The organism is Micromonospora sp. CNZ295 (genome assembly GCF_004217535.1).
Window position 1 is genome coordinate 4,227,714 of the sequence record NZ_SHKZ01000001.1, and the last position, 17,191, is coordinate 4,244,904.

Here is a 17,191-nt window from a genome sequence, read left to right on the forward strand (position 1 = left end):
GCCGACCGGCCGCCGTCAGCCCGTCGCCGCGTGGCCCGGCCCGGCGCCGGGCGAGGCGTCGGTGGACGGAGCCCGCGGTGCGGGGGCCGCTGCCGGCGGTGCCGGCCGGGCGGCGGCGGGGGCACCGGCGAGGCGCGCGTCGGCGGCCGCCTGACCGGCGTCGTCGTCGGCCGCCTCGCACACCGCGGCCGCATCCACCCAGTGCCGGCGTGCCTCGTCCGGGTCGCCCAGGGTCTCGGCCGCGTCGCCCAGGTACAGCAGCGTGCGGCCCAGCCCGGCGGTCGGCCGCCCGCCCTCGCGCAGCCGCCGGCTCTCGGCCAGCATCTCGTACGCCTGCCGCGCCTGCCCGGGCGCGCTGGCCAGCAGCGTGGCACCGGCGTTGAGCAGCGCGACGGCCCGGTTCGTCGCGTCCGCCACCGAGTCGTACTCCCGCAGCGCCGCCCGCCACGCCTGCGCGGCGTCGAGGTGCTCGCCCAGCTCCGCGTGCACCAGCACCAGGTTGGTCAAGGCGGCGGCGTAGCCCCGGGCGTCACCGAGCGAGCGGAACGTGTTGGCCGCCCGGACCAGGTGGTGGTGGGCGGTCTCGAACTCGCCGCGGGCCAGCCGGGCGGCGCCGAGCCCGAGGTCGGTCAGCGCGTGCCCGGCCCGGTCGGCGCCCGAGCGGTGCCGCCGCGACAGCTCCAGGTGCTCCACGGCGTCGTCGAGCTGCCCCAGGTCGAGCAGGACCAGGCCGAGGTTCATCCGGGCCTGGGCGATGCCCCGCCGGCTGCGCTCGGCCACCGCGAGACTCAGTGCGGTCGCCGCGCCCTGCGGGTCGTGCCGGCGCCGGCGCAGCACCCCCAGCTCGTTGTGCGCCCAGCCGGCGATCTCCGGCCGGTCGTCCGCGGTGGGGGTGGCCAGCACCGTCCGGCACACCTCCTCCCACTCGGGTAGCCGCTCCACGTGCGCCAGCCACCCGCACAGCGCCACGGCCAACCGGAACCACCAGCGGCGTACCCGCCGCGGCAGCGACTCGACCGCCCCGGCCGGCACCTTGACCACCGCGAGCAGCAGCTCCTGGTGCAGGTCGAACCAGCCGTACGGGTCGTCGTCCAGCGACAGCGGCCGGTCCCGGTCGAGGGTGGAGGCGGCCACGACCAGGTTCGCGGCGTGCCGCTCGGCCCGCCGGGCCAGGTGCCGGGTGAGCCGGGCCTGCGCGCCGACCCGCCGCCGCACCGACTCGTCCTCGCGCAGGTGCAGGCGGGCGTACGGGGCGAGCAGCGGGCGCACCTCGTAGCGGTCGCCCTCCGCGCCGACCACGAAGCCACCGGTGGCCAGCTCGTGCAGCAGCGGGGTGACGCGGTCCGGGCGGCGGGCGGCGAGGGCGGCGATCGCCGGCCGGTCCAGCGGCGCCGGGCTGAGCGACATCAGCCGCCACAGCCGTCGCGCCTCGGAGCTGAGCGCGTGGTACGCGGTGTTCCGCGCGGTGACCAGCAGGGTCGCCGGGGAGTCGGCCACCTGCTGGTGCGGGGCGGTCTGGACGGCCCGGCGCAGCGCGTCGAGCACGTCGGCGTGCCGCCAGCCGTGCTGGGCGGTCCGCCGGCCGAGCTCCGCCACCGTACGCGGCTGCCGGCCGCACAGCTCCACGACGGCGCGTACCGCCGGATCGGTGCGCGGGTCCGGCCGGTGCGGGCGGGCCACCGGGGCGGCGGCGCCCGCGGCGGCGAAGATGTCGAGCGCGTCGTCGGCGTCCGGCTCGAAGAGCCGGTGGGCGGTGACCCCCTCCTGCGCCTCGAGCGCGCCGGTGCCGGCGAACAGCAGCCGGCAGGTCCGGGCGGTCGGCGGCAGCAGGGCCCGGACCTGGGCGGGATCGTCCACGTTGTCCAGCACCAGCAGGACCCGCTGGCCGTCCAGCTTGCCGCGGAGGCCGTCGGCCGCCTCGACGAGGTCGTCCGGCCGGCCGCTCGCCGGCGGCCGGGTGTTCAGGATCCGGGCGAGGTCGGTCAGCACCTGGTACGCCGACCGCGGCCGACCCGTGCGGCGCAGGTCCAGGTAGTAGCAGCCGTCGGGGAAGTCCGCCCGGCACAGGTTCGCCGCCTGGATGGCGCACGACGAGGTGCCCACCGCCCGCCGGCCCACCACCGCGACGGCGTGCTCGCGTTTCAACGCGTCGACGACGGCGTCCACGTCGTCGGAGCGGCCGGTGAGGCCCGCCGGCCACGGGAGGGTCGGCGCCCCGACCGACGCGGCAACGTCGTCGGGCTCCGGCACGGCATGGTCACGCTGGTAGCGCCGCCACTCGACGAGGACGGCGGCGACCAGGCCGAGCACGATCACCGCCGCGCTCGCCGAGCCGAGCTGCGCCACCGACAGTTCGGAGAGCAGGTTGCCGGTGACGTTGCCGAGCACGGCGCTCACCGTGCCGCCGAGCACCCCGCCGACGGCGAGCAGCAGGCTCAGCCGCCGTGGGCGGCGGGACCGGCGGGGCGGCGGCCCGGTCACCGGACACCCCCGCCGGCCGGCGCGCCCGTCACCGCACGCCCCCCGCGACCAGCCCGGCGACGAGCTGCCGGCGGGCCAGCACCACCAGCAGCACCGGCAGCACCGAGGCGAGCACCGAACCGGCGGCGAGCATCCCGCTGCCGGCGACGAACCCGCGCGTCTGCCCGGCCAGGAACAGCCCCAGCGGCACCGTGCCCGGCCCGCTGAACAGCAGGCCAACGACCAGGTCGTTCCACACCTGCACGAACTCCAGCACGCCGACCGCGATCACCGCGGGCCGGCTGTGCCGGACCAGCAGCCGCAGGGTGCCCCACCAGTGCCGGCCACCCACCCGGGCGGCGCGCACCTGCTCGGCGGGCAGGTCGGCGAACGCGTTGCGCAGCACCAGCACGGCGAACGGAAGCCCGAGGGCGATGTGCACCAGCGCGAGCCCCCGGGACGTGCCCGACGACAACACCACCCCGAGCACCTCGTTGACCGGGCCGGCGATCACCTGCACCGGAACCACGCTGGCGGCCATCAGCAGCAGCCCGGTCGCCTGGGCGGCCGGCCCGGTCAGCCACGCCAGCGGGTACGCGGCGAGCAGTGCGACACCCAGGACCGCGGCGGTGACCACCGTCGCCAGCACGAGGGTGAACCCGAGCGTGCGCCACAGGTCGCCACCGTCGGCGAGCGCGCGGAAGGAGTCCAGGCTGGGCGGGCTCGACCACCAGCCGCGGGTCGCGGCGTCCACCGGCCGCTGCAGCGACGTCGCCACCAGGACGCCCAGCGGCAGCAGCCAGGCGACGACGGCCCCGGCGGTGAGCGCCCGCGCGAGCCGCCGCGGCGCGGGCGCCGCCGGGACGGGCTCCGCCGGCGCGCTCGGGCGCGGCGGCGGCCACGCCTGCCGCACGAACAGCGCCGCGACGAGCATGCCGGCGGCCACCGCCACCAGCCACACCACGCCGAGGGCCGCGCTCTCGCCGGTCGTCCCGCCGCCGGAGGTCTGCCACACCCGCAGCGCGAGCACCGACGCCTCGTCGCGCACCGACCCGGGCGTCATGACCAGGATCAGGTCGAAGGTCCGGCTGGTGGCGAGCGCGACCAGGGCGAAGACGACCGCGACCGTACGCAGCAGCAGTGGCCGCCACTGCGCGTCCCAGAGCACGTCGCGGCGGCTGCCGCCGTGGGCGCGGACCGCGTCGGCGAGACTCGTCGGCACCGCGTCCAGGGCGGCCCGGAACACCACGACGGCGAGCCCGACCCAGGCCCACACGAACGCCGACATCAGCGCCACCGTGACCAGCCCGGGACCGAGCAGTTGCGGCGCCTCCTCCGCCGACCGGCCGGTGAGGCGCGCCAGCAGCAGCGTGGCCAGCCCGCGCCGCGGGTCCGGGTCGTACATCAGCCGGAACGTGACCCCGGTGACCACCAGCGGCAACGCGGTCGGCACCACCAGGACCAGCCGGAGCAGCCAGCCCTCCTGGGAGCGGCGGGACGCGGCGGCGAGGAGGTAGCCGAGCCCGGTCACGACCGTGGGGACCAACAGCGCCCACAGGATCGTCCGGCCCACGACCGCGCCGGTGTCGGGCGCGGCGAGCGCGGCGCGGAAGTGCTCCGCGCCCACCCAGCGGCCGTCGGTGGTGACGCTGGCGTGCGCCGTCCGCAGCACCGGCCAGGCCACCAGGCCGCCGAGCAGCAGCAGCGCGGGCAGCAGCAGCGCCGACGTGGCGCCCGCCGCCGGGTAGGCGCGCCCGCGCCGGGGCGGACCGACGTCGTCGAGCACCGCCAGCTCGCCCAACACGGGTGCCCGGCTCATCGGCCACGCTCCGCCGCCCGGGCCGCCGCCGCCAGCTGGCCGGTGGCCCGGCGGACCGCCTCCGCGGCGGAGACCCCGCCCGTGACGTCGGCGAAGAAATCCTGCATGATCCGCCAGATGCCGACCCCGTCGGTGCCGGTGAACGGCCCGGGCAGCCGGTCGGACAGGTCGAACCGGACCGTGCCGGCGGTACGCAGCTCCGCGGCGTACCGCCGCCGGACCGGATCCGGGTAGGCCGCCAGCGGGACGGTCACGTTGGGGGAGAGGTACCCGCCGGCGCGCAGCCACGGCGTGAACGCGGAGCCGTCGCTGAGCCACCGCACCAGGTCGACTCCCCGGCTGGAGCCGGCGAAGGCGACCGCCGCGTCACCGCCGACGATCAGCGGGCGCTCGGCCGCCCGGGAGCCGGGAAACCGGAAGGTGGCCGGTGCCTCGCCGCCGTCCCGGAACCGGGCGTCGACCGCGTCGACGAAGTCACCCTCGAACACCATCGCCGCCTGCCGGTGGTGGACCACCTGGATCACCGACTCCTCGAACTGGGTGAGCAGGGCCCGCCGTCCGCCGCCCGGGAAGGCGCCGTCGACGCTCCACAGCTCGGCGAGCCGGTCCAGGGCGGCCCGGACCGGGCGGCCCCGCCAGTCCGCCCCGCCACCGGCCAGCGCCTCGTACTCGCCGGGCGCGGCGACGTCGGCCAGGACGTTCTCGAACCAGTCGGTGAGCACCCACCCGTCGGCCGCGCCGATCGCCAGCGGCGCCGGGCCGGTTCCGGCCCGGGCCCGCGCGCCGAGCCGGCGGGTGACCGTGACCAGCCCGTCCCAGGTGTCCGGCGGCTCCGCGAGCATCGACGGGAGGTACCAGAACAGCGACTTGTGCGCGGCCTTCACCCAGACCCCGTACCGCCGCCCGCCCCAGGAGAGCAGGTCGGCCATGCCGGCCGGCACCGCGTAGTCGGCGGCGGGGGTGACCTCCCGCAACCAGCCGCGCCGCGCGTACTCGGTCACCAGCCCGGAGCGGGGCAGGATCGCGACGTCCGGGCTGGTGCCGGCGAGCCGTCGAGCCGACAGGAACGCGTCGATGTCGTTGCCCGCGCCGAGGACCTGGACCGGGGCACCGTAGCGGGCCACCACGTCCCGGAACCGGGCCAGCTCACCGCCGCTCCACACCACGACGACCTGCACCGAGCGCCGCGGCCCGGCACACGCCGTCGCGGCCGTCGCGGTCGCCGCCGCGGCGGCACGCAGGAGCGTACGGCGGCGCAGCCGCCCCGCTGCCGTCACCGGCGCGCCCCGGCGTCGGTCGTCCCCTCGACGTGCAGCCGGTCGGGGATCTCGGCCAGCACCTCCGGGTCCCCGGAGCACACCAGCACGGCCACGCCGGGGGTGCCGGGCAGGGCCAGCCGGTCGAGCAGGTCGCCGAGCCGACCACCTCCGGAGACCCCGGTCGGCAGGTCGACCACCAGCGCCTCGGGCAGGCAGGCCAGCGCCCGGGCGAGGGCGACCCGGAACCGTTGGGCGTCGGAGAGCAGGTGCGGCCGCAACTCGAGGGTCGGGGCCAGCTCGAGCCGGTCCACCACGGTGGCCGCCCAGTCGTCGGCCACCTCGCGTACCTGTTCCCGTTTGCGCTGTCCGTACGTGATGTTGCGGCGCACGGTCAGGTGGGGCAGCAGGGCGCCGCCGGCCGGGACGTACCCGATGCGGCGGCGCAGCGGCGGCAGGTCCGTGACGTCGCGGTCGCCGACCAGGACGCGGCCGGCCACCGGCGTGGCCAGCCCGGCGACCACCCGGGCGACCGCGGTGCCCAGCCGGGGACCGGCCACCAGGGCGGCGGTCGCGCCGGCGGCCACGCGCAGGGTCACCGGCGGGACCGCGGGCAGCGCGACGAGTTCGCACAGCCGCAACACGCGCCTCACCTCCCGGTGCCCGGACGGTCGCTCCCACCCTGTCACATCGGCGCGACCCGGTGGGAGCGCGACCCTCTCCTGTGGACGGTTTGCGGGTGCGGCGCGCGGTCCGCGGGTCAAGAAGGGACCCGTGCGCTAACCGGAGGCGGTGACCAGGGGCCCGTCCTTGTAGATGGCGGCCAGCCAGACGTCGAGCAGCACGTCCACCACGTCCGGCTCGGCCACCGCCGGCCCGTCGCCGGCGAAGGTGGCGTACCAGACCCGTTCGTTCATCGAGTTCAGCGCGATCGCGAGGTCCCGCGCGGGACGGCCGTCCGGTGCCGCGCCGCGGCGGCGCTCGGCGTCGATCGCGCCCTCGATGGCCTGCACCCAGTGCTCCATCACGGCGGCCCAGAGCCGGCGGACCTCGGCGTTGGTGCCGCGCACCTCCGCGCAGGCCAGCACCACGGCCCGGTGGCCGCCGAACGTCTCGTGGAACCGGTCGATCAGCTCCCGCCAGCGGGCCCGGGGGTCGTCGGTGAGCCGGTCCAGCACGTCCCCGGCGGCGGCGTTGGCCTCCTCGACGACCCGGTCCAGCAGGGTCAGCAGGACCGCGTCCTTGCCCGGGAAGTAGAAGTAGAACGTCGGCCGCGAGATCCCGGCGCCCCGCGCCAGGTCGTCGATGGAGATGTCGGCGAACCGGCGCTGCGCGAGCAGCCGCTCGGCCGTGGCCAGGATGGCCGACTCGCGATCGTCCCCGGCGGACCGGGCCCGGCGGCCCCGCGGCGACGCGGTCGCGGTGGATGTCATGACCGTGGATGTTACACCCGCTCGACAGAGTGTCGATTGTTCTCGACAGGGTGTTGACTCCCGTCGACGGCGGTGGATAAGGTCCGGCATCACCGCCCTCGTCAGGGGAGACGCCATGGCCACCACCGACCACGTCGACGTGCTGATCGTCGGTGCCGGCCTGTCCGGCATCGGCGCGGCGTGCCACCTGCGCCGCAACTGTCCCGACAAGACGTACGCGGTGCTGGAGGCCCGGGCGGCGATCGGCGGCACCTGGGACCTGTTCCGCTACCCGGGCATCCGGTCGGACTCGGACATGTTCACCCTCGGCTACTCCTTCAAACCGTGGACCGACCCGAAGGCGATCGCCGACGGGCCGTCGATCCGGGAGTACGTGCGGGAGACCGCCCGCGAGTACGGCGTCACCGAGCACATCCGCTTCCACCACCGTGTGGTCCGCGCCGACTGGGACAGCCGCACCGCCCGCTGGACCGTCCACGCCCACCGGGCCGACACCGGCGAGGACGTCACCCTCACCTGCTCCTTCCTGCACGCCTGCTCCGGTTACTACCGCTACGACGAGGGCCACACCCCCGACCTGCCGGGCCTGGAGCGGTTCGCCGGGCGCGTCGTGCACCCGCAGCACTGGCCGGAGGAGTTCGACCACAGCGGCAAGCGGATCGTGGTGATCGGCAGCGGGGCGACCGCGGTGACCCTGGTACCGGCGCTGGCCGAGCGCGCCGGGCACGTGACCATGCTCCAGCGCTCGCCCACGTACGTCATGGCGCTGCCGTCGCGCGACGCGGTCGCCGACGCGCTGCGCCGGGTGCTGCCGGACAAGGCGGTCTACCCGGTGGTCCGCTGGAAGAACGTCCTGCTGGCCACCGCGAACTTCCAGCTCAGCCGGCGCGCCCCCAACCTGGTCAAGCGGCTGCTGCGGCGGGCGGCGCGGGGCCGGCTCCCGGCCGGGTACGACGTGGACCGGCACTTCTCGCCCCGGTACGACCCGTGGGACCAGCGGCTGTGCGTGGTCCCCGACGGCGACCTGTTCACCGCGGTCGAGCGGGGGCGGGCGTCGATCGTCACCGACACCATCGAGACCTTCACCGAGACCGGCCTGCGGCTCGGCTCGGGCGAGGAGCTGGCGGCCGACGTCGTCGTCACCGCCACCGGCCTCAACCTGCTGGCTCTCGGGGGCACCGAGCTGACCGTCGACGGCGCGCCCGTCGACCTCGCCGGCACGGTCGCGTACAAGGGCATGATGCTCTCCGGCGTCCCCAACTTCGCGATGACCATCGGGTACACCAACGCTTCCTGGACCCTCAAGGCCGACCTGGTCGCCACGTACGTGTGCCGGTTGCTCACCCACCTCGACCGCACCGGCCAGCAGGTCGTCACGCCGGTGCCGCCACCCGACGGCGAGCGACGCCCGCTCATCGACCTCACCGCCGGCTACGTGCTGCGCAGCATCGAGGCCCTGCCCCGGCAGGGGGCGCGGGCACCCTGGCGGCTCCACCAGAACTACCCCCGGGACGTGCTGCTGATGCGGTACGGCCGGCTCACCGACGAGGGCGTGCGGTTCTCCCGCGCCGGCACGCCGGAGAGGAGCACCGTCCGTGCGTAGGTTCGAGTACACCGGCGCGACGGCCGTGGTCACCGGCGCCGCCAGCGGCATCGGCGAGGCCCTCGCGCACGGGCTGGCGCGGCGCGGCAGCGACCTGGTCCTGCTCGACCGCGACGCCGCGCGGCTGGACGCCGTCGTGGCCGCGATCCGCGCCGCCCACCCCGACCGGCGGGTCCACACGTACGTCGTCGACCTCGCCGACGCGGCCGCCACCGCCCAGGTCGCCGAGGAGATCCGCACCCGGCACCCGCGGATCCGGCTGCTGGTCAACAACGCCGGCGTCGCCCTGGGCGGGCGCTTCGACCAGGTGACCCTGGCCGAGTTCCAGTGGGTCGTCGAGATCAACTTCCGGGCGGTCGTGCAGCTCACCCACGCGCTGCTGCCCACCCTGAAGGCGGAGCCCGGCTCGCACCTGGTCAACGTCTCCAGCCTCTTCGGGCTGATCGCCCCGCCGGGGCAGGCCGCCTACTCGGCGACCAAGTTCGCCGTCCGCGGCTTCACCGAGGTGCTGCGCAGCGAGCTGGTCGACGACGGGATCGGCGTGACCTCGGTCCACCCGGGCGGCATCGCGACCCGGATCACCGAGAACGCCCGCGTCGGCAGCGGGGTGTCACGAGAGGAGTACGAGGAGGGCCGGCGGCAGTTCGACAAGCTGCTCAGCATCCCGCCCGCCCGGGCCGCCGAGGTGATCCTGCGCGGCGTCGAGCGCCGCCGCGGCCGGGTGCTCATCGGCTGGTCCGCGAAGCTGCCGGACCTGCTGGCCCGGATCGCGCCCGCCTCCTACGGAAAGCTGCTGCGGGCGGGGCTCAACCGCGCCGCCGGCGACCCGGCCCGCCGGCTGACCACCACCTCCGCCCCGCCGTCCGCGCCGGAGGCGGCGGCCGACCCGACGGGCGGTGCGGCGTGAGCGACGACCGGACCACCGGGCCCAGCGGCGCGGCGCCCGTCGCCGCCACCGGGCGCGGCGACGAGGGCGCCGCGCGGCGTCCCCGGCACATCAGCGTCGCCGGGCGGCGGGTCCGCCACCGCGTCGACGGCGAGGGCGCGCCCGTCGTGCTGCTGCACGGCATCGGACGGACGCTGCGCGACTTCGACGACCTGCACGAGCGGCTCGCGCAGCGGTTCCGGGTGCACAGCGTCGACCTGCCCGGCTACGGCGGTTCGCTGCCGATGACCGCCCCGTACACGCTGCCGGAGCTGGGCCGGTTCGTCGGCCGCTACCTCGACGCGGTCGGTGTGGACCGGCCGGTGCACCTGGTCGGGAACTCCCTCGGCGGCGCGATCGCCATGCAGTTCGCCGGCACCGAGCCGGCCCGCGTGAGCAGCCTCGGCCTGGTCACGCCCGCCGGCTTCGGCCAGGAGGTCACGATCATGCTGCGGCTGCTCGCGCTGCGCCCGTTCGGGCGGCTGCTGCTGCGGCCCAGCCGCTGGGCGGCCCGCCGCACCGAGCGCGCGCTCTTCTGCGACCCGGCGTTCGCCACCGCCGAGCGGATCGCGTACGCGCTGGAGGTGGCCCGCCAGCCGCACGTCGCGCGGGTCATGCTGGAGACCGTACGCAACCTCGGCACCTTCCGCGGGGTCAGCCCGCAGTGGCGGGAGGAGCTGCTGGCGCGGCTGGCGCAGCTCGACCTGCCCACCCTGGTCGTGTGGGGCGAGCAGGACCTGATCCTGCCCGCGACGCACCTGGCGGCGGCCCGGGCGCGGCTGCCCCGGGCGCGCACCCACCTGTTCGAGAACTGCGGACACCTGCCGCAGATCGAGCACGCGGACGAGTTCCACCGCATGCTGGTGGACTTCTGGTCCACCTGCCCGGACGCCGTGGTCCGCGACGGGTCGGCCCGGTCAGCCTGACGGTCCGGTGGTGCGCAGCGCCCGCCGCCGGGCCACCACGGTGACCGCCACCAGGGCGGACAGCGCGGCGGCGAGCACGTACACGGTGCCGGGCACCAGCGGCGCGAGCAACACCAGCACCGCGGTGCCCGGAAACGCCGCCGCCGGGGTGCCGCACGGGTGCGGGCGCACCTGCAGCAGCCACAGGGTGGCCAGGTAGACGGCGACCGGCACGGCCAGCGCGTAGCCCACCACCGTCCCGTCCACCCGGCTCAGGTGCCGGAGCGTGTCGACGGCCGCCTCGAGGCCGGCGCCGACCGCCGCGACCGACGCGAAGACCAGGTAGTGGCCGTAGCCCCAGGCGAGCGCGTGGCGCAGCCGGGTCGGCACCGCGGCCGGCCGGTCGAAGTAGAGCCACCACAGCGCGAACACGATCACCGTCCCGGCGGCCGCGAGGCGACGCAGGCCGTCGTCGCCCGCGTCCACCCCGGTCTGCACCGCCACCGAGACCGCGAGCACCACCTCGCCGAGCACGATCAGCGTGAACAGCCCGTACCGCTCGGCGATGTGGCCCGGGTGCCACGGGGTCATCCGGGCGCGCTCGGAGACCACCGGCACCAGCAGGTCGGCCAGCGCCAGCGCCACGAAGGTCACCCCCCACCACTCGACCGGCAGCAGCAGCCGCACCAGCCAGCCGGCCTGCACGACGGCGACTCCGAGCGCGAACCGGTGGTCGGTCCTTCGGTGCTGCGGGTCGCCGCTCGCCGCACGCAGCCAGTTCGCGACGGCGGCCAGCCGCAGCACCACGTACCCGTACGTCACCGTGGCGAAGTCACCCTCGGTGAACGCCCGGGGAATCCCGGCGGCCAGGATCAGCGCGCCGGCGATCTGCACCAGCACGGTGAGCCGGTAGACGTCGTCGTCGGTGTCGTACGCGGAGGCGAACCAGGTGACGTTCATCCACGCCCACCAGATCGCGAAGAACACCATCAGGTACCGGAGCACCGCGTCGGCGACGTGGCCGGCGGAGATCTCGTGGTGCAGGTTCGCCGCCGCCTGCGACACGGCCACCACGAAGCAGAGGTCGAAGAAGAGTTCCAGCGGGGTCGCCGACCGGTGCTCCTGGTCGGTCCGGCGGGCCAGCATCGGCCGGTACCAGGGCCGCAGTGGGCGCGTCGTGGTCACCCGTTCTCCTCGCGCCGTCGCGCCGGGCGGTACCCGGCGGGAACGCTGCCGGCCGGCCGGGAGAGGAACGCTGCGGGCCCGCCGGCCCGCTGGGCGGCGTCCGCACGCCGGGGCCGTGGCGGGAGCGGCCCGCCCGCGGGCGCCGCTCCGCCCCCACCTTAGGCGGCCCTCCGGCCCGGACGGGTCGGTTCGCCGGAGGCACCGGGATCGTGGCCCGGCCCGGCCGGGTCCGCCCGCGATCCGTCGGCGGTCCGCAGCCGCCGGCAGGTGAGCCGGGGCCCCGGGCGGGGAACACCCGGCGGATGGCCGACCTGACGCTGCTGCTCGGCGGCGACGTGATGACCGGCCGTGGCGTGGACGCGATCCTGCCCCGGCCGGCCCCGCCGGACCTGCGCGAGCCGGCGGTGCGCGACGCCCGGGAGTACGTGGCGCTCGCCGAGGCGGCCAACGGCACCGTCCCGCGCCCAGCACCGCCGTCCTGGCCCTGGGGCGACGCGCTGGACCTGCTCGACCGGCTGGCGCCGGACGTGCGGATCGTCAACCTGGAGACCGCGGTGACCGGTCGCGGGACGCACGACCCGACGAAGGCCATCCACTACCGGACGCACCCGGCGAACGTGGCCGCCCTGACCGCCGCCCGGCTCGACGTCTGCGCCCTGGCCAACAACCACTGCCTCGACTTCGGGCCGGACGGCCTGGCCGACACCCTGGACGCGCTGGCCGGGGCGGGGCTGGCGATCGCCGGCGCCGGTCCCGACGCGGCCGCCGCGTGGCGGCCCGCCGTGCGGCCGCTGGCCGAGGGCCGGCTGCTGGTCTGGTCGGTCGCCGCGCCGTCGTCCGGTGTCCCGCCGTACTGGGCGGCTACCGCCGAGCGGCCGGGCGTGGCCTACCTGCCGGAGATCTCCGCCACGTCGGCGGGCGCCCTGGCGGCCCGGATCGCCGCCGGGCGCGGGCCGGGGGACCGGGTCGTGGTCTCCGTGCACTGGGGCACCAACTGGGGGTACGACGTGCCGCCGGAACACCTGGCCTTCGCCCGGCGCCTGGTCGACGGGGGCGTCGACGTGGTGCACGGGCACTCCTCGCACCACCCGCGCCCGGTCGAGGTGTACCGGGGCCGGCTCGTCCTCTACGGCTGCGGCGACCTGGTGGACGACTACGAGGGCATCGGCGGGCACGACGCGTACCGGCCCGACCTGCGTCTGCTCTGGCTGCCCCGCCTCGACCGGTCGACGGGACGGCTACGCGGCCTGCGGGCGGCCGCGGTGCGGATGCGCCGGCTGCGGCTGGAGCGGGCGTCGGCCGGGGACACCCGCTGGCTCGCCGACCGGCTCGGCGGCTTCGGCCCGCCCTTCGCCGGCCCGGCCGTCGACCGCGACGGGCTGCTCGCCTGGGACGTCTCCGGCGACGCCGCACCCACCGCCGGGGTGGCCTGAGCCACTCACCGAGGGGGTCGACGTCGGCCCGACCTGGTGAAACGCATCATAGATACATGACGCATCCCGCCGCGCCCGCGCCGGTGGCCGCCGCGGGCGCGGTCTCGGCCCGGGAGGTCGGCGACGTCGCGACCGTGCCGCGGACCTTGCGGTGACCGCGCCGGCCGTCGCCGGCCCGGTCGCGCCCCGCCGCTCCGCCGCGCTGGTGTGGGGCGTGGCGCTGAGCGCGTACGTGGCCGCGGTCTTCCACCGCAGCTCGCTCGGTGTCACCGGGGTCGACGCGGTGGACCGTTTCCAGATCAACGCCGCAGCCCTGGCCACGTTCTCGGTCGCCCAGCTCGCCGTGTACGCGGCGATGCAGGTGCCGGTCGGGGTGCTGCTCGACCGGCTCGGCTCCCGGCGGCTGCTCATCGCCGGCGGCGCGCTGATGGTCGCCGGCCAGGTCTGCTTCGCCCTCGTCACCGACGTCCGGCTGGCCGTGCTGGCCCGGGTGCTGGTCGGGTTGGGCGACGCCGCCACCTTCATCAGCGTGCTGCGGATCGTGGCGATCTGGTTCCCCGGACGCCGCAACCCGCTGATGACCCAGCTCACCGGGACGCTCGGCCAGCTCGGGGCGATCTTCGGCGCCGTACCGCTGGTGGCGCTGCTGCACCACGCGGGCTGGACGACCGCGTTCCTGGTCGCCGGCGCGGTCGGCGCCACCGTGGTGGTGATGGTGATCGCGCTCGTACGCGACACGCCGCGCGCCACCCGGCCGGCACCCACCCTCGCGGCCGTCCGTGGCGAGCTCGCCGCCGCCTGGGCCCAGCCCGGCACCCGGCTCGGGCTGTGGACGCACTTCGTCACCCAGTTCTCCGGCACCGTGTTCGCGCTGCTGTGGGGGTACCCGTTCCTCGTGCAGGGGCAGGGCCTGCGCCCCACCACCGCGGCCTCGCTGCTGACCCTGATGACGTTCGCGATGCTGCTCACCGGGCCGCTGATCGCGCACCTGTGCGCCCGCCACCCGTTCCACCGCTCGGTGCTGGTCTTCGCGATCACCGGCGCCACCGCGGCGGTCTGGACGGTCGTGCTCGCCTGGCCCGGCCGCGCACCCGGTTGGCTGCTGGTCACCCTGGTGCTGGTCCTGGCCGTCAACGGCCCCGGCTCGATGATCGGCTTCGACTACGCCCGCACCTTCAACCCGGTCAGCCGGATCGGCAGCGCGAGCGGCATCGTCAACGTCGGCGGCTTCGTCGCCTCGATCGGGCTGGTGCTGGCCGTCGGTGTGGTCCTCGACCTGGCCACCCCGGCCGGGAGCGGCGCCCCCGACCTGTCCGCGTTCCGCTGGGCCTTCGCCGTGCAGTACGCGCTCTGGGCGCTCGGCGCCGGGCAGGTGCTGCGGTGGCGCAACGCCGCCCGGCGCCACCACGCCGCGACCGCCCAGGCCCCGCTGCCGGTGCCGTCCTGACCGCCCGCGCTCAGCTGAAGCGGCGGCGCAGGATGAGGTCGTCGAGGATCAGGGTCAGGCCCGCCCCGAGCAGCCAGACGTCCTTGGCCAGGCCGATGCCGTCCTGGGTGGGCCTGAGGCTGCCCGGCTCGCGCATCCCGGGCGTCTTCAGGTAGAGGCGCACCAGGCCGGCGCTGAACGCGGCCAGCCCCAGGCCGGCCAGGGCGGACGGAACGAACGGCGCGAGCAGCGCCGCGCCCAGGGCGGTCTCGGCCCGGGAGAGCAGCATCGCGAACCGGTCCGGCGCCAGTTGCTTCAGCTGTGGGACGGCGCCCACGGCCATCGCGTGCATACCCTGGGCGGCCTCGCCCTCCAGCGTCCGCTTGCTGAGCCCCGAATTGAGGATGTACGCGCCGGTGGTGACCCGCAGCGGCACATGGCTGAACTTCATCGCGCACTCCCGTCCGACCTGCGAACCGTGGGCCTGCCTACCCCGCACCGGCCGAGCTAACCCCGCGCCGCTAGGCCGTCCCCGACATCGGCGGTACGGTCACCGGAGGTGTGATCGTCGGAGCCGCACCGCGTGCGGCCATCCGGGGTGGGACGGCGCCGGTCGCCGTGGGCAGGAGGAGATCGTGAGCCAGCAGGTCCGAGGAGTCATCTCCCGCAGCAAGGGCGCGCCGGTCGAGGTGACCACGATCGTGGTGCCGGATCCCGGGCCGGGTGAGGCGGTGGTCCGCGTCCTGTGCTGCGGCGTCTGCCACACCGACCTGCACTACCGGGAGGGCGGCATCAACGACGAGTACCCCTTCCTGCTGGGGCACGAGGCGGCCGGCGTCGTCGAGCAGGTCGGCGCCGGCGTCGACGCCGTCGCACCGGGTGACTTCGTGGTGCTCAACTGGCGAGCGGTCTGCGGGGTCTGCCGGGCCTGCCGCCGGGGCCGGCCCTGGTACTGCTTCGCCACCCACAACGCGGCGCGGAAGATGACCCTGACCGACGGCACCGAGCTCACCCCGGCCCTCGGGATCGGGGCCTTCGCCGAGAAGACGCTCGTCCACGCCGGCCAGTGCACCAAGGTCGACCCGGCCGCCCGGCCGGCCGCGGTGGGGCTGCTCGGCTGCGGCGTCATGGCCGGTCTCGGCGCGGCCATGAACACCGGCGGCGTCACCCACGGCGACTCGGTGGCGGTCATCGGCTGCGGCGGGGTCGGCGACGCGGCGGTGGCCGGCGCGACGCTGGCCGGCGCGACGACGATCATCGCGGTGGACACCGACGCCCGCAAGCTCGACTGGGCCCGCCGCTTCGGCGCCACCCACACCGTCGACGCCACCAACGAGGACGTGGTCGACGCGATCCGCGCGGCGACCGGCGGGTTCGGCGCGGACGTGGTCATCGACGCGGTCGGCCGGCCGGAGACGTGGAAGCAGGCCTTCTACGCCCGCGACCTCGCCGGCACGGTGGTGCTGGTGGGCGTACCGACGCCGGAGATGGCGGTCGAGGTGCCGCTGCTGGACGTCTTCGGCCGGGGCGGCTCGCTCAAGTCCAGCTGGTACGGCGACTGCCTGCCCAGCCGGGACTTCCCGCTGCTGACCCAGCTCTACCTGCAGGGCCGCCTGGACCTGGACGCGTTCGTCACCGAGGAGATCGCGCTGGACCAGGTCGAGGAGGCGTTCGACCGGATGCACCGTGGCGATGTGCTCCGCTCGGTGGTGGTCCTCTGATGGCGGCCCGGATCGACCACGCCGTCACCGCCGGCACCTTCTCCCTCGACGGGCAGACCTTCGACGTCGACAACAACGTGTGGGTCGTCGGCGACGACGCCGAGTGCGTGGTCGTGGACGCCCCGCACGACGTGGCCGCCATCCTCGCCCTGGTGGGCGGGCGGCGGGTACGGGCGATCCTCGCCACGCACGCCCACGACGACCACGTCCGGGTGGCGCCCGCGCTGGCGCGGGCCACCGGCGCGCCGGTACTGCTGCACCCCGCCGACCGGGTCCTGTGGGACCTGGTGCACCCCGACGAGTCGCCCGGCGGGGAACTGCGCGACGGTGCGACCGTCGAGGTCGCCGGCGCCACCCTCACCGTGCTGCACACGCCCGGCCACAGCCCGGGCGCCTGCAGCTTCCACGCGCCCACGCTCGGCGCGGTCTTCACCGGGGACACGCTGTTCGCCGGCGGGCCGGGCGCGACCGGCCGCTCCTACAGCGACTTCGACACGATCATCGCCTCGATCCGGGACCGGCTGCTCACCCTCCCGCCGGAGACCATGGTGCACACCGGGCACGGTGCCAGCACCACCATCGCGGCCGAGGCGCCGCACCTGCCGGAGTGGATCGCGCGCGGGCACTGACTGACCCCGCCGGGCGGCGGGGTTCCGGCCGGTCCGTCCCGTCCCGGTGACGCTGCCGCCGGTGTCCGCGCGGTCCTGCGCGTCGCCTGCGCGCGGGCTGACGTCCTCCGACGCGGGTGCGTGCCGTGTCCGGTTTCGGCCATCCCGTGGCGCCGCGTGTCGGCTCGTCCGACCGCCGACGGGTCAGGACTTCGTCGCGTCTGCGGCGGATCGTGCCCGCCCGTCCGGAACCCGGCGTGAGCTGGATCGCAGCCGTCCAGGCAGGGCCGATTTCCGGAATGTCAGTCAGCCCGGGCTGGTTGTGTCCCCCGTACCGCCGGAATCCAAACCCCCTCCGGCGTGGCAGTTCCCCCGAGGAGTGCTCAATCCGGAGCGCTTCGCCTGACCGAAAGGGCA

Annotated in this window: 14 protein-coding genes; 7 read left to right on the forward strand and 7 right to left on the reverse strand. The window is 76.0% G+C overall.

Annotated elements, in window-relative coordinates:
- Positions 1 to 15: 15 nt before the first annotated feature.
- From EV376_RS19790 to EV376_RS19810, 5 genes are all read right to left on the reverse strand, one after another.
- Entirely contained in the window at positions 16 to 2,481 is a 2,466-nt protein-coding gene (locus tag EV376_RS19790) for a tetratricopeptide repeat protein (RefSeq protein ID WP_130325365.1), read from the reverse strand.
- Positions 2,482 to 2,509: 28 nt separating this feature from the next.
- On the reverse strand, positions 2,510 to 4,279 hold the full coding sequence (locus EV376_RS19795) for an ABC transporter permease (protein WP_130325367.1): 1,770 nt from the start codon (positions 4,277 to 4,279) through the stop codon (positions 2,510 to 2,512).
- Positions 4,276 to 5,556: an extracellular solute-binding protein gene (locus EV376_RS19800; protein ID WP_165438036.1), complete on the reverse strand. Its 1,281-nt coding sequence runs from the start codon at positions 5,554 to 5,556 to the stop codon at positions 4,276 to 4,278. Before EV376_RS19800 ends, EV376_RS19795 begins: the two co-directional genes overlap by 4 nt.
- Entirely contained in the window at positions 5,553 to 6,179 is a 627-nt protein-coding gene (locus EV376_RS19805) for an ATP-binding cassette domain-containing protein (protein WP_165438037.1), read from the reverse strand. The genes EV376_RS19800 and EV376_RS19805 overlap by 4 nt, the downstream gene beginning before the upstream one ends.
- 135 nt (positions 6,180 to 6,314) lie before the next feature.
- Complete coding sequence (locus EV376_RS19810; protein ID WP_130325371.1) at positions 6,315 to 6,968, reverse strand: TetR/AcrR family transcriptional regulator; 654 nt, start codon at positions 6,966 to 6,968, stop codon at positions 6,315 to 6,317.
- 115 nt (positions 6,969 to 7,083) lie between these two features.
- On the opposite strand from EV376_RS19810, the gene EV376_RS19815 reads away from it, so the two are divergent.
- Genes EV376_RS19815 through EV376_RS19825 form a run of 3 tightly spaced genes read left to right on the forward strand, consistent with a single transcriptional unit; the run spans position 7,084 to position 10,422 of the window.
- On the forward strand, positions 7,084 to 8,571 hold the full coding sequence (locus tag EV376_RS19815; protein ID WP_130325373.1) for a flavin-containing monooxygenase: 1,488 nt from the start codon (positions 7,084 to 7,086) through the stop codon (positions 8,569 to 8,571).
- The gene (locus tag EV376_RS19820; RefSeq protein WP_130325375.1) at positions 8,564 to 9,478 is read left to right on the forward strand and encodes an SDR family oxidoreductase; all 915 of its coding nucleotides are present in this window, start codon (positions 8,564 to 8,566) and stop codon (positions 9,476 to 9,478) included. The genes EV376_RS19815 and EV376_RS19820 overlap by 8 nt, the downstream gene beginning before the upstream one ends.
- Positions 9,475 to 10,422 carry an alpha/beta hydrolase gene (locus EV376_RS19825; RefSeq protein ID WP_486482710.1) on the forward strand — a complete coding sequence of 316 codons (948 nt, stop codon included), beginning with the start codon at positions 9,475 to 9,477 and terminating at the stop codon, positions 10,420 to 10,422. The genes EV376_RS19820 and EV376_RS19825 overlap by 4 nt, the downstream gene beginning before the upstream one ends.
- Here the strand turns inward: EV376_RS19825 and EV376_RS19830 are convergent.
- Positions 10,414 to 11,586, reverse strand: coding sequence for a low temperature requirement protein A (locus EV376_RS19830; protein WP_486482711.1), 1,173 nt, complete (start codon positions 11,584 to 11,586; stop codon positions 10,414 to 10,416). The genes EV376_RS19825 and EV376_RS19830 overlap by 9 nt on opposite strands.
- 302 nt (positions 11,587 to 11,888) lie before the next feature.
- Between EV376_RS19830 and EV376_RS19835 the strand changes: the two genes are divergently transcribed.
- Both EV376_RS19835 and EV376_RS19840 read left to right on the forward strand, forming a co-directional pair.
- A complete protein-coding gene (locus tag EV376_RS19835) occupies positions 11,889 to 13,019 on the forward strand; it encodes a CapA family protein (RefSeq protein WP_130325377.1) in 1,131 nt (376 codons plus the stop codon).
- 151 nt (positions 13,020 to 13,170) lie between these two features.
- Positions 13,171 to 14,466: an MFS transporter gene (locus EV376_RS19840; RefSeq protein ID WP_130325379.1), complete on the forward strand. Its 1,296-nt coding sequence runs from the start codon at positions 13,171 to 13,173 to the stop codon at positions 14,464 to 14,466.
- Between the two features lie 10 nt (positions 14,467 to 14,476).
- On the opposite strand, the gene EV376_RS19845 is transcribed toward EV376_RS19840, so the two are convergent.
- Complete coding sequence (locus EV376_RS19845) at positions 14,477 to 14,896, reverse strand: hypothetical protein (RefSeq protein ID WP_130325381.1); 420 nt, start codon at positions 14,894 to 14,896, stop codon at positions 14,477 to 14,479.
- A gap of 184 nt (positions 14,897 to 15,080) precedes the next feature.
- Here EV376_RS19845 and EV376_RS19850 point away from each other — a divergent pair, with 184 nt between their 5' ends.
- Together EV376_RS19850 and EV376_RS19855 are read left to right on the forward strand one after the other, a co-directional pair.
- The gene (locus EV376_RS19850) at positions 15,081 to 16,166 is read left to right on the forward strand and encodes an S-(hydroxymethyl)mycothiol dehydrogenase (protein WP_130325383.1); all 1,086 of its coding nucleotides are present in this window, start codon (positions 15,081 to 15,083) and stop codon (positions 16,164 to 16,166) included.
- Entirely contained in the window at positions 16,166 to 16,795 is a 630-nt protein-coding gene (locus EV376_RS19855; RefSeq protein ID WP_130325385.1) for an MBL fold metallo-hydrolase, read from the forward strand. Before EV376_RS19850 ends, EV376_RS19855 begins: the two co-directional genes overlap by 1 nt.
- Positions 16,796 to 17,191: the final 396 nt, after the last annotated feature.